10 protein-coding genes are annotated in these 13,029 nt (G+C 39.2%); 9 read left to right on the top strand and 1 reads right to left on the bottom strand.

Going from position 1 to position 13,029, the window contains the following annotated elements:
- Positions 1–30 precede the first annotated feature (30 nt).
- From LY11_RS04320 to LY11_RS04285, 8 genes are all read left to right on the top strand, one after another.
- Positions 31–582, top strand: a complete 552-nt coding sequence (locus LY11_RS04320) for an RNA polymerase sigma factor (RefSeq protein WP_111632496.1) — start codon at positions 31–33, stop codon at positions 580–582.
- Between the two features lie 84 nt (positions 583–666).
- Positions 667–1,800 carry a FecR family protein gene (locus LY11_RS04315; protein WP_111632495.1) on the top strand — a complete coding sequence of 378 codons (1,134 nt, stop codon included), beginning with the start codon at positions 667–669 and terminating at the stop codon, positions 1,798–1,800.
- A gap of 52 nt (positions 1,801–1,852) precedes the next feature.
- Positions 1,853–5,218, top strand: a complete 3,366-nt coding sequence (locus LY11_RS04310) for a SusC/RagA family TonB-linked outer membrane protein (protein WP_245952599.1) — start codon at positions 1,853–1,855, stop codon at positions 5,216–5,218.
- 10 nt (positions 5,219–5,228) lie between these two features.
- On the top strand, positions 5,229–6,602 hold the full coding sequence (locus LY11_RS04305; RefSeq protein ID WP_111632653.1) for a RagB/SusD family nutrient uptake outer membrane protein: 1,374 nt from the start codon (positions 5,229–5,231) through the stop codon (positions 6,600–6,602).
- Positions 6,603–6,692: 90 nt separating this feature from the next.
- Positions 6,693–7,721, top strand: coding sequence for an isoaspartyl peptidase/L-asparaginase family protein (locus LY11_RS04300; RefSeq protein WP_111632494.1), 1,029 nt, complete (start codon positions 6,693–6,695; stop codon positions 7,719–7,721).
- Positions 7,722–7,726: 5 nt separating this feature from the next.
- A complete protein-coding gene (locus tag LY11_RS04295) occupies positions 7,727–8,611 on the top strand; it encodes a cyanophycinase (protein ID WP_245952596.1) in 885 nt (294 codons plus the stop codon).
- A gap of 78 nt (positions 8,612–8,689) precedes the next feature.
- Positions 8,690–9,244: a GNAT family N-acetyltransferase gene (locus LY11_RS04290; protein WP_111632493.1), complete on the top strand. Its 555-nt coding sequence runs from the start codon at positions 8,690–8,692 to the stop codon at positions 9,242–9,244.
- A 313-nt stretch (positions 9,245–9,557) separates the two neighbouring features.
- The gene (locus LY11_RS04285; protein WP_111632492.1) at positions 9,558–12,119 is read left to right on the top strand and encodes a DUF5686 family protein; all 2,562 of its coding nucleotides are present in this window, start codon (positions 9,558–9,560) and stop codon (positions 12,117–12,119) included.
- Here the strand turns inward: LY11_RS04285 and LY11_RS04280 are convergent.
- Positions 12,102–12,458 carry a winged helix-turn-helix transcriptional regulator gene (locus tag LY11_RS04280; protein WP_111632491.1) on the bottom strand — a complete coding sequence of 119 codons (357 nt, stop codon included), beginning with the start codon at positions 12,456–12,458 and terminating at the stop codon, positions 12,102–12,104. The two genes, LY11_RS04285 and LY11_RS04280, sit on opposite strands and share 18 nt — an antisense overlap.
- A 91-nt stretch (positions 12,459–12,549) precedes the next feature.
- Between LY11_RS04280 and LY11_RS04275 the strand changes: the two genes are divergently transcribed.
- Complete coding sequence (locus LY11_RS04275; protein ID WP_211321484.1) at positions 12,550–13,008, top strand: VOC family protein; 459 nt, start codon at positions 12,550–12,552, stop codon at positions 13,006–13,008.
- The last annotated feature ends 21 nt before the right edge of the window (positions 13,009–13,029 follow it).

Genomic DNA, 13,029 nt, shown 5'->3' with positions numbered 1-13,029 from the left:
TGCCTTAAATTCATATATTCAGTTCGATTTATGCTACCCACAGAACAGGATAAGAATTATTGGGAACAAATGCGGCTTGGGGACAAGAACGCATTATTTGGCTTATATAACAATCTATATTTCCATCTTATCCGCTTTGGCTTAAAGATTAATCCTGATGATGAGCTTGTCAAAGATTGCGTAAATCAGGTGTTCCTCAATCTATGGGATAAAAGAACCCGGCTTAATCCGGTGGAAAATGTGAAATCTTACCTGATGACCTCCCTCAAAAGATGTATGCTGGATCAGCTGGCTTATATTGACCGGACCAATCTGGCGGTTAATAAAATGGTAAATGGTGAAGCAGAGAACGAATTATCCTACGAAGACATTATGATTGGCGTACAGCAGGATGAAGAACTTAAAAATAAATTAAGAGTCGCTATCGCACAACTTACGCCAAGACAATCAGAACTGATTCAGCTTAAGTTTTTTGAAGGATTAAGTTATGAACAGATCGCAGAGCGGACTTCTCAAACCATAAAAACGGCTTACAACACCGTTTACGATGCGATAAAAATACTAAGGAAGATCCTTAAATAAAGATAATTGCTTCTTTTGAAAATAAATCTGAATTTTTCTTAGGAAAATCAGGTGATTTCTCCGTCTATAAGATAAAACGGATATATGAAGTTTCCCGATCACGATTTTTTAGTAGAAGAATTAGTTTGCAATGACTCTTTTCAGCAATATTGTCTTGGAATAAGTCTTGAAAACCATGTTTTATGGGAAGAATGGATAAATAGTATGCCTAAAAGAGCATTTGATATTGCGCAGGCGAAAAAAATGGTAAATATTTTGACTATTAAGCAGGGGAGCAGGCTGGAACAAGTTAAAGCCTTAAAAAGCGGATTTAAACAGCAGGAAGCATTAGCGCAATTATTACATACTGTTTCTGATGAAAGTATTCCTGGAAAACAGGTAGATTTCAATGAAAAGTCTGGCTTAAAATCATCCTCTGGCTTTTATAAATATATCAGTTTTGCCGCTGCTGCTGTAATTATCCTGGTTTCTCTTTATTTTATACAGCAGAGTTACTCAGTCTCCGAAAATATTAAGGTTGAACATCCTTTTGCTGCCTCTGTTTTTTCTTCCGGTCAGGTACCCAGAAAAACAGTGACCCTGATAGACGGAACAGTCATTACCCTGCATCAAAATAGTGAAATCAAACTGGCTAAAAACTTCAATCCTGCGCAGCGTGAACTTTGGCTTACAGGAGAAGCCTTTTTTGAGGTTAAACATGACGCAAAACATCCCTTTATTGTACACACTCCTTTCAATGATATTAAAGTACTCGGAACAAGTTTTAATGTCAAAGCTTATCCGCATTCAGGTCTGGTTGAAACCTCTTTGATTCATGGCAGTGTACAGGTAGAATCCAAAAAATATCCCGGATACCGGGTTTTGCTGAAGCCTGATGAAAAACTATCATTTTATAGTGCCCCTGCCAGTAAAGATGAAAGCCTTAAAAATATATTTATAGTTTCCTCTCTTAACCGTAATACGGAGACTCATCAATCTGAAGAGATTCAATGGATCCATCACCCGATGCTTATTGACAATGAACCACTAGCTGCAATTGCTGAAAAATTACAAAACTGGTACGGCATCGAAATTTATATCGCTGACCCTGAGGTTAAAACTTACCGTTACTCGGGAACCTTTGAAAATGAGAGTATTATAAAAACTCTTGAAGCCTTGCAAACCGCTTATCCGTTTGAATTTAAAGCGGAACAAAACAGGATTATCCTGAGTAAATAAAATCAGAACCACCTTACAATTTATACCTGAACACACCTTAAAACTAACCAATATGAGAAAAACCTTACTCTTAGAAAGAGCTGGTAAGTCTTTGATCAACAGCAGGATGTTGCTGCTCACAAAACTTACAGGCTTCATTTTACTGATCATGTGTATGCAGGTTTCGGCCACAAGCTTTGCACAACAGAAAATTACCATTAATGCAGACCATATCAGTATCAGAAATCTGCTGAAAACTATCGAACAGCAAACCGATTACCGGTTTGTTTACAGTGATCAAATCTTATCAAAAGAAGAAAAAGCATCCTTAAACCTTCACCTGGTTTCACTCGATGAAGCGATGAAATCTATTTTAAGGGAAACAAGTCTCACCTATATCCTGAAGGAAAACAATCTTGTGGTTATTTATCCGGCGGTAAAAACACAAAATGATCAGGTAATTTCTGGTCGCGTAGAAGATGAGGCAGGTTTACCATTGCCCGGGGTATCAGTTAAACTAAGCGGATCAACTGTGGCTACAACAACCGATTCAAAAGGGAATTATGCGATACGTGTTCCTGATGCGTCGGCAACCCTTGAATTTTCTTATGTAGGTTATATCAAACAGACGCTTTCGGCCAGTGGAAATACCAGGAATGTGATCTTAAAAAGTGATAACCGGAACTTACAGGAAGTGGTTGTCACAGGTTATACAAATTATAAACGCACACAATCGGCGAGTGCGGCAACTTTGGTCACGGCAGAGAAAATTAACGATGTGGCAGGACTAACCTTTGACCAGATTTTACAGGGCAGGGTTGCAGGAATGAGCGTTATTTCCAGCTCAGGACAGCCTGGGCAAAGTGCTGCAGTGGTGATCCGCGGAGTGGGCAGCGTGAACGGATCTTCCGCACCATTATATATTATGGACGGAACACCAATTGAAGCCAGTTTCTTCCAAACTATCAATTCTGCCGATATTGAGAATGTAACGGTATTAAAAGATGCCTCTGCCAAAGCACTCTATGGATCAAGAGGATCTAATGGGGTAATTGTCATCACCACTAAAAAAGGAAAAGCAGGTAAAATACAAGTACAGTATACCTCTCAATATGGTTTTTCGAAATTGACTGATCCTAAATTTACGATGATGAATACTGCGCAGCGCTTATCATTTGAAGAAGGCGTAGGTCTTGACTTTGGAAGAGATCTTGGGCCGGGATGGACCTATTCTGCTAAAAACCCTGATTATATTTCCGGAACACCGGCTTTCAGACAAAGTGCAGATCATATTTTAGATAGTATCAGAAATATCAATATTGACTGGCGGGATGAATTCTATCAGCAAAGCAAATTCCAGGAACAACAGGTTAGTGTAAGTGGCGGTAATGAGAATGTACGTTTTTATAACTCTTTGAACTATTACAAACAAGATGGGGTTGCTAAACGTACAGGACTGGAAAGATATGCGCTGAAAAGTAATCTTGATTTTAAATCAGACAAGTTTTCTGGAAATGTAAACTTGAATATTGGCTATTCTAACCAGAGTTTTACTGAAGGGGAAGGCAGTAGCAGAGGCGGAACGGCCATGTCTGCGGTTTATTACGCGCTTCCTTACGAAAATCCTTACGCGCCTGATGGAACCTTGATTCATCCGGGTAACCAGGATCAGTATTTTATTGCGGATCAGCGGGAGGGCAGCCAGGCGTTAGAGCGTTTATTAAACTCATCGAGCAAAACGGATCAGTTAAAATCTATTATTGGTGTTGCACTAGCTTATCAAATTCTGCCAGAACTGAAAATTACCACCAGAGCAGGTATAGATTATAGAAATTCAACCGATCAGGCTTATATCAATCCGGATTCCTACTATGGATCTACGAACAATACCAATACATTGGGTGGAAAGGGAAGATTTGATGAAGGAACGAGAAGGAATTTCAATATTATTTCTACTACGGGTTTGACTTTCGCTAAAACGTTCAATGAAAAACATGATTTTGAAGCTTCTGCTTTTTACGAATATGTCTATAACAATTACAATTCATTTGGTTTTACAGGCTTTGGATTAGACGGGCGTTTACCCGAAACACCTGCCGGAATTACAAATAGCGTGGACTATCTGCCTAATGTTGGTGGTTCAAAAACAAGTAGTGCATTGGCTTCTTTGATGAGTGTGGCCAGGTATACCTATGACAATAAATATACGCTGACCGGAAGTTACCGTTATGATGGATCGACGAAAGTTGCCCCTCAAAATAAATGGCATGGCTTTTACTCTGTAGGGGCCAACTGGAATGCTAAAAATGAAGATTTCCTGAAAAATAGTGCACTCATTTCAGAGCTGAGCTTCAGAATTAGCTATGGTACTTCAGCAAGTCCTTTTGGAGCGGGAGATTTCTTATACCTGCCAACTTATGGTGCAAATGTAACTTATGGAGGTAAACCAGGAGTCAGCCCGATTTCTGCCGGTAACCCCAATTTTGACTGGGAATATGTGAACGAATTCAATACTGGTTTTGAGCTCGCTTTATTTAAAAGTCACCGGTTACGCCTGTCTGCCGATTATTATAATAAAATCACCAATAATATGTTTATCGATCAGCCGCCATCAGCGACTGCTGGTTTTCCACTGCTGAGTTTGAGTACCGGAAAGATGAGAAACAGGGGAGTAGAGTTTGATTTGAGTGGGGATATTATAAAAACAAGAGATTTCACGTGGACGGTTGGCGTAAATGCAGGTTATAATAAAAATGTGGTGCTCCATGTAACCGATGTTGCAGATTCTTACCCTGATGGAGATACAAGGATCTTACAGGTTGGTTTACCTTATGGATCTTATTATGCGCCGCAATGGGCAGGCGTGAATCCGCAAACTGGTGAAGCACAGTACTATAATTTGGATGGAAGCATTACGACCACTTATAATTCCAATACGCAAAGTGTGGCAAAATCGGGAAGTTTATATCCTTCATTTACAGGAGGTTTTAATACCAGTTTAAGCTGGAAAGGAATTACAGCAAGTGCGCTATTCTCTTTTGTATCTGGTGTTTCCCGTTGGAACAATGAAGATTTTTACAATGAAAATCAGCGTTATGCAACCAGTAATCAATCGATCAGGATGCTGGACGACCGCTGGATGAAACCCGGTGATGTGAAAACCTTGCAACGTTTTGATATTCCAAGAAATTTCACGTCAAAAGATATTCAGGATGCTTCATTTTTGAGGTTAAGAAATGTAAATATCAGTTATACCTTACCTAAAACGCTGCTGGAAAAAATAAAGGTATTCAGCAACTTAAAGGTTTTTGTGCAGGGACAGAACCTGGTCACCTGGACTAAATGGAGAGGGCTGGACCCTGAAAATAACGGCGTTGCGGGCCTTTTCCAATATCCGAATGCAAGAACATATACCGCAGGAATTAGTGTTAACTTCTAAAATTACAGCCATGATTAATCCTCTAAAATATACAATAGTCTGCGCTTTGTTTCTTCTGCTTAACTCCTGTACCAAACTGGATTTAAAGCCTACGGATACCATAGACGCAGAGAAAGCTTACCGAAACCTGAATGATGTCGATTTAGGACTGATCGGAGTTTATGGACAATTGAATTATACTTTGATAGGCGTAAATGCTATTATTTCGGATGAAGTAATGCTGCCTGCAGAAAATACAGTGAGTAATACAGATGCCCACAGATGGCTTTATACTGCCGATAATGGGTCTGTTACCAGTTCTTATAGTGACTATTATGTAGCTATAGATAGGGTAAACCGTGTTTTAACAGGTTTGGACAAACTCACTATTACTGATAAAGCATCGGGGGATCGTTACCGTGGAGAATTACTGGCACTCAGAGCTTTTTGTCATTTCGAATTGCTCAGAATGTATGGTTCAGCTTATCAAAATGGTGCTTTGGGAGTTCCGTACATGAAAACCTCAGTGGTAAGTTATCCCGCAAGAGATTCTTTTGAAGCGGTAGTCGCTGCTGCTAAAGCTGATCTTATCGCGGCTAAAGCTTTGATCCCATTATCTTTTGATGATAAAACCAGGATTACTAAAATCGCGGTTTCAGCGATACAGGCAAGACTGGCTTTGTATGAGAAAAACTGGGCAGAGGCAATAACCTATTCTACGGAGGTGATCAATTCAGTGCCATTGGCAACAGCTGCCCAATTTCCGGGCATATGGACTGACTCGCTGGATAATGAGGTTATCTGGAAGCTAAAAAGAATGCCTGAGGAAACAAGGACAGGTGACTTGTTTTACCGTCAGACCGGAAATATAGTTTTATATGCGCCTTCTTTTAAATTGATCAATTCTTTTGATCAGAAAAATGATATCCGTTATCAGGCTTATATCAAGTTTGATACTACAAGAGGGTTGAAGAAATCTCAGTACCTGGTTAACAAATATGCTGGTACTGCGGTATCCCCGGGACTGGCGAATTTGAAAATGTTCCGTACCGCAGAAATGTATTTAATCCGGGCAGAGGCTGAAGCCGAAAGTACAGGTAATGCAGCTGGAGATCTGAATGCTTTGCGCGCTGCAAGAATTAATGACTATGCCGCAGCAAATTTTGCTGGTAAGGATGATTTGATTCAGGCAATTTATACCGAACGCTTTAAAGAATTAGCCTTTGAAGGTCATCGGTTCTTTGACTTGAAACGCAGAAATTTACCAGTAGAAAGGTTACCAGAAGATGCCATAAATACCTCTGGAGCGCTTAAATTGTTGCCTTCAAAAGCTCAATACTCCCTTCCGTTACCTGCATTGGAAATTTCGGTCAATAAAAATACTGTTCAAAATCCTAACTATTAATAATCATTTGAGTGGAGACTTGTAAATGCGCTCCACTCAAAAATTGTTATTATATTTCAAATCACCTTCAACCAAAATAAAAAAACCAAAATGATGAATAAGAACTTAAAAACAATAGCTGTACTGCTGTTCTGTTTGGTAGCTAACCTGGCCTACGGACAAGAAAAATATGTAATGGTTATCCATGGAGGAGCGGGAACCATCACCAGGAAAAATATGAGCCCTGAAAAGGAAGCGGCTTATATTGCAGCATTGACCAAAGCATTAAAAACAGGATATGACGTGTTAAAATCGGGCAAGACCAGTTTAGATGCGGTGGAGGCTACGATTCATATCATGGAAGATTCTCCATTATTTAATGCAGGAAAAGGCGCTGTATTTACCCATGATGGTAAAAATGAAATGGATGCTGCAATTATGGAAGGAAAAACATTGATGGCAGGAGCAGTAGCAGGGGTAACAACGATTAAAAATCCTATATCGGCAGCCAGGGCAGTCATGGAGAAATCTGAGCATGTAATGATGGTTGGTCCGGGCGCAGAATTGTTTGCTAAACAGGCCGGAGTTGAAATTGTTGATCCAAAATATTTTTATACCAAAGAGCGCTGGGACGGTTTACAACAAGCAATTAAAGAAGATTCTACGAAGTCTGTTTTAGACCATGGCAATAAAAAATCGATGAAATTAGGGACCATTAATCCTGATTATAAATTTGGTACTGTGGGCGCGGTAGCCTTAGATAAAAATGGAAATTTGGCTGCGGGTACTTCTACTGGCGGAATGACTAATAAAAGATATGGCCGTGTAGGTGACTCACCAATTATTGGGGCAGGAACTTATGCGAATAATGCAACTGCTGGTATTTCCTGCACTGGGTGGGGAGAATTTTATATCCGTAATGTGGTCGCTCATGATATTTCTGCCATGATGGAATATAAAAATATGTCTGTAGCTGATGCTTCCCGCGCGGTATTGGATAAAGTAGGTAAAATGGGAGGGGATGGTGGCCTGATTGCGCTGGATGCAAAAGGTAACGTAAGCATGCCATTCAATACCGAAGGAATGTACAGAGGAACAGTAACTGAAAATGGTAAAATTGAAGTTTTAATTTATAAATAACAGGGATGATGATTTATAAAACTCATTGGCGCATTTACTGCCTGGTTTCGCTGTTCTTGTTATTTGTCGTGAATCCATCATTTGCACAATATAAAACTAAGCCCGCAGTTCCGGTTTTACCAAAAGGAAGCCTGTTTATTATTGGAGGTGGTGATCGTTCGCCTGAACTGATCAGTACGCTGATTAAAACGGCTAATCTCAGGCCAAACGATTATATCGTGGTTTTGCCCATGGCAACAGCTGAGCCGGAAGCCTCTTTTGAAGCGATTAAAAAACAGTTGTCAGCAGCCGCTAAAAACAATATTTACAGTTTCAATTTTGCCGGTGAAAAAGTCCGCGATCAATCATGGCTGGACTCTCTGGCAGGGGCAAGGCTTGTTTTTATCACAGGTGGTGATCAAAGCCGTTTTATGAAAGTCGTTTTAAATACTCCGGTTTACGGGGCAATTCATCAGGCATATCAAAACGGGGCGACGATTGCCGGAACAAGTGCGGGAGCTGCGGTGATGAGTAAACATATGATTACCGGAAACCAGTTGCTCGATACCAATTACAGGGAAACCTTTAATAAACTGAGAGCCGGTAACATAGAGTTTGAAAGTGGAATGGGCTTATTGGACTCGGTAATTATTGATCAGCATTTTATAAAACGCAGTCGCTATAACCGTCTTTTATCTGCGGTAACGGCTTATCCGGGATATGATTGTATTGGAATTGATGAAGGAACAGCCATCATTGTACAAGGTAAGAACATTACTGTAGCCGGAGTCAGCCAGGTACTCCGCGTAGCTGATCCTGAAAAGGTGAAGATCCGGGAAAATCATCTGATTACTTTTGAAAATTTGCGATTTAGTCTTTATGGAGCCGGAGACAAATTCAGACTGAAGTAAAATTAGGAGAACACAGCTGTTATTATTCTAATAGCTGTGTTTTAAAATAATTTATTAACTTTTGAGTAAAAATATAGCATGAATATATTAGCTGAGACTGACAGGTTGATTTTACGGGAGATTTTATCGTCTGATACTAGTAGTATGTATGAAATGTATACTGACCCTTTAGTGCTTCAATATTTAGGCGAAAAACCATTTGTTCATGTTCAGCAGGCAGAGGAAGTTATTGAGTTTATCAGGGCACAATACATCGCTAACGGGACAGGCCGGCTTGCCGTGATCAAAAAGGATACGAATGAGTTTATAGGCTGGGCAGGATTAAAATATGTGACTGGAAGTTATAATGACCACACCAACTACTATGAAGTAGGTTATCGGTTTATTCAAAAATATTGGGGAAAGGGTTATGCAACAGAGGCAGCACGGGCTTCTATAGACTATGGCTTCAGTGAATTAATGCCTGACAAAATCTATGCGATGGCAGATTCCGGAAATAAAGCTTCAAGAGTAGTGCTGGAAAAAGTAGGAATGCGTTACCTGGAGAAATTTGATTTGGGCGGGATTGACCATGATTGGTTTGAAATTTCCAGAACAGAATGGGATCAAAGAAGGTCAGAACAGCATCAGTAAATGGATTTTAGTTAAAATTTGTTAAATCTATATTAACAAATAGCTTTTTATGCTAAATCGACGCTTCAAATATTATATTTGTAACAGGTTTGTTTCATTACGCCTAACCATTTGATGCTCATCTTAATACTGTTCAATGAAGTCTATATTTCTGTAAATCAATTCCTGCCTTTCTAAAGGTTTCACGGCGCAGTTGAAAATTATTTTATAATTCCTCTTTTTTGTGTATTGACATGATGTAAATAGTTTTTACATTGTATTTACAATTCGCAACAATTAAACGCAAATCTCAGCTTTAACAATTTATTACGCTATGCAGGTTAAAGAACTCATCTTCTTTTTATTTCATTTTCCCGGCAAAAAACAAAACTTATACATTTTACTGCTTGCATTAATTGTAAATGTTTTGGGCGTAAACACTGTATACGCACAGCAACCTGTAGTGATAACGGGAAAGATAACTGATGGACAAACAGGTGAAGCCATTCCTTATGCAACCATTTTTGTAAAGCTGAAAAATGGGACAATTAAAGGTACTGCTTCCGATTTTGATGGTTTATATCATTTAGCTATTCCCCATGATATTGCCAATGATTCCATCTATACAGCCTATGTTAGCTATTTGCCGGGTAAAAAACTGTTGCCTAAAGCCCCGAAAACGATAGTTGATTTTCAATTGGCCGTAAACGGACGTATTTTAAATGGGGTGACCATCAGTCCTAAAAGTTATGTGAACCCGGCCTGGGAGATCATGGACAACCTGGTTAAAAATAAACCTATCAATGATCAGAAGTATCTGAAAAGTTATCAATACCAAAGCTATAACCGTATTGAAATATCAGTCACTAATATCAGTGAGAAAATGAAGAAGAATAAGGTGATTAAACAGGTTTTACCTTTAATGGAGAATCTGCAAAAGATTGCCGGAGAAGAAGGAACACCTATTTTACCCATATTTATGTCTGAAACAGTTTCTGATTATAAGTATACCACGAGTCCGGAGCGCAAAACAGAAAATGTACTGCGCACCAAAGTTAGCGGGGTAGGAATAGAGGATGAAACACTGATTTCTCAATTAGTTGGCTCTACATTTTTGCAATATAATTTTTACAATAACTTTTTAAAACTCGCTAACAAAGACTTCATTTCTCCTACCAGTGATAACTGGAAAACGCATTATAATTATGAGCTGATTGATGCTTATGATAAGATAAATGGCAGAGAGTGTTATAAAATTGAATTCAAGCCTAAAAGATCGCATGATCTGGCTTTTGAAGGGGTGATGTGGATTACACGTGACAGCTATGCGTTATTTCAGATTGATTGTAAGGTTTCAAAAGATGCTAACCTGAACTTTTTGAACAAGATCAGGATACAGCAAGCGATGGTAAAAGCAGGCGGAACAACGGCATGGTTACCGGGACAAACCCGTATTGTCGTTAACGTAGGGACTACACAAAAGAAATTGTCCGGCTTTATTGCCAAGTTCTATTTATCCAATAAAAATATTGAAGTTAATAAAGATTACCCGGTTTCTGATTTTAAAGAGAGCCTGGTGATGAGTAAAGATGTCAATAAGAAGGATGATCAGTATTGGGTCAAAAACCGTGCAGACTCGTTAACCGCTGCGGATAAGGCAGTTTATAAAATGATAGATACGGTTAAGAACCTGCCTTTGGTGAAAACCTATGCAGATATAGCGGGTATGTTAATCAATGGTTATTATAAAGTTGGAAAGATAAGTTTTGGACCTTATCCTTACACCTATAGCTATAACGATTTGGAAGGAAATGTACTCAGAATAGGGGCAACCACCAATACCAATTTTAGTGATAAGCTAATTCTAAGTGGATTTTTAAGTTATGGATTCCGGGATGAGCGCTTTAAATATAACGCTGCTGTCGATTATATTTTCTCCCGTAAACCATGGGTACAGGCAGGAGTTTCCTTTCAGCACGATATTGGTCAGACAGGTTATCAATTCGAGAATTTTATTAATAAAGCGAACAATGTATTTATGGCTTCTATCCGGAATGGCCGGGTAATCAGAAGAGGGCCATTTACTCAGAATATAGGTCAGGCATATATTCAAACCGATATTACACCGACTATAAGAGGTAAAGTCACTTTAGTTCACCGTACTTTCGATCCCTTGTTTAATTTCCACTACCATGATCAGGCAGATCAGCGGATCTATAACAGGTACGAAGTTTCTGAAATTGCAACGGAGGTACAATGGACACCCGGCAGACGTTTGCTGGAATCCTCTAAAATAAACAAAAGACTAATTATTGGTAATGGAAACAGTAATCCTATATTAACTTTCAGGTATATCAGGGGAACTAAGGCTTTAAGCGGAGATTTTGACTACAATAAATTCTATTTCAATATTAGTCAAAGACCGCGTATGGGTATTTTAGGAATAGGGGATTATTCCCTGACCGCAGGTTATATTCCAAGTGCAATCCCTTATCCTTTACTTGAAAATCACCGCTATAGTTTTAATACGATGCGCTTTATGGAATTTACAAGCGACCGGTTTATTTCCCTTAACTATACCCAGCATATGGAAGGGCTGATTACGAACAGTATTCCGTTGCTGAAATCATTGAACGTGCGTACTGTTGCTGTTTTAAATGTGTTGCAAGGCAGTTTGTCCAACAAAAATAATGAGGCCTTTTTAAGGGGACGTACAAATCTGAACCGGAGTTTAAATAATGTGCCTTACGTAGAAGTTGGTTATGGGGTGGAAAATATTTTTAAGATTATCCGTATCGATTTCTTGCACCGCCTCACTCAAAAAGAACACTTAAGTGAGCCAGGACTGGAGCCGTCAAATTTCGCCATCAGAACAACCTTACAATTCCGCTTGTAAATTATTGATTTTACCCCAGGCTGAAAGTGATTGGATCACCTGGTCCATTGACTTTCCTAAGGGTGATAATTCGTAACTATATTGCTTTTTTTTCAAAGTGGACTCCTGTTTACTAATTAACCCGCTTTTCTCCAGTTCTTTTAACTGTAAAGCCAGTATACGTTCAGTAATGGCAGGAACCTCGCCTTTAAGCTCAGAAAATCTTTTACTGCCCTCACCCAATTTCACCAATAGTGTTAGTTTCCAGCGACCGCTCAGCTGCGATAAAGTATAAGCTGCATCGCATAATCCATGTAATTTCGTGGCATTGATATAATTTGTTGAAGTGGTTTTTCTCATCTGATTGGCAGGAAAGCTAATCGCTTACAATTTTGTAAGTTCATTACTCTAAGCGCTTCCAGCTGTAAATTTGAAGATAAATTCTTAAATTATGGCAATACTAAAAAATGATATAGGCATCACAGGCTTACACCATATAGCAATCAGGGCAGAAAATTTTGAACAGACTGTCCGGTTTTATACTGAAGTAATAGGGTATAGTGTGGGGCATACCTGGTCATTACCGGCGTTTAAGCTTAAACAGGCTGCGATGTTAAAATCTCCTGATGGCTTAAGTTATCTTGAAATATATGATAACCAGGCTGATATTCCGGCGCAGGGAAGGCAAAAACTAGCGCATGAAGCATTCGTTCAAACCGCTTTACTGCATATCTGCCTCACTGTTAAAGATTCAAAAATAGCTTATGACATGGCTATTGCAGGGGGAGCAACGCCTTGTCATGAGCCAATGATACTTCATTTAGGCAATCCGGCTATTACAGTACGTAATTCCCTGGTTTATAGTCCGAATGGAGAAGTTATAGAGTTTATGGAAAAAGTTGATTTTTAATGAACAGCAATAATTGAATAG

This window comes from Pedobacter cryoconitis (genome assembly GCF_003259615.1).
Taxonomy (GTDB): domain Bacteria; phylum Bacteroidota; class Bacteroidia; order Sphingobacteriales; family Sphingobacteriaceae; genus Pedobacter; species Pedobacter cryoconitis.
The sequence above is the reverse complement of the archived record's forward strand: the minus strand, read 5'-3'. Positions and strand labels throughout refer to the sequence as shown.

What these genes read in the sequence shown, in the direction of transcription:
- LY11_RS04320 (WP_111632496.1), top strand. Translation starts at nt 31, where the DNA reads ATGCTACCCACAGAACAGGATAAGAATTATTGGGAACAAATGCGGCTT.
- LY11_RS04315 (WP_111632495.1), top strand. Translation starts at nt 667, where the DNA reads ATGAAGTTTCCCGATCACGATTTTTTAGTAGAAGAATTAGTTTGCAAT.
- LY11_RS04310 (WP_245952599.1), top strand. Translation starts at nt 1,853, where the DNA reads ATGAGAAAAACCTTACTCTTAGAAAGAGCTGGTAAGTCTTTGATCAAC.
- LY11_RS04305 (WP_111632653.1), top strand. Translation starts at nt 5,229, where the DNA reads ATGATTAATCCTCTAAAATATACAATAGTCTGCGCTTTGTTTCTTCTG.
- LY11_RS04300 (WP_111632494.1), top strand. Translation starts at nt 6,693, where the DNA reads ATGATGAATAAGAACTTAAAAACAATAGCTGTACTGCTGTTCTGTTTG.
- LY11_RS04295 (WP_245952596.1), top strand. Translation starts at nt 7,727, where the DNA reads ATGATGATTTATAAAACTCATTGGCGCATTTACTGCCTGGTTTCGCTG.
- LY11_RS04290 (WP_111632493.1), top strand. Translation starts at nt 8,690, where the DNA reads ATGAATATATTAGCTGAGACTGACAGGTTGATTTTACGGGAGATTTTA.
- LY11_RS04285 (WP_111632492.1), top strand. Translation starts at nt 9,558, where the DNA reads ATGCAGGTTAAAGAACTCATCTTCTTTTTATTTCATTTTCCCGGCAAA.
- LY11_RS04280 (WP_111632491.1), bottom strand. Translation starts at nt 12,458, where the DNA reads ATGAGAAAAACCACTTCAACAAATTATATCAATGCCACGAAATTACAT.
- LY11_RS04275 (WP_211321484.1), top strand. Translation starts at nt 12,550, where the DNA reads ATGGCAATACTAAAAAATGATATAGGCATCACAGGCTTACACCATATA.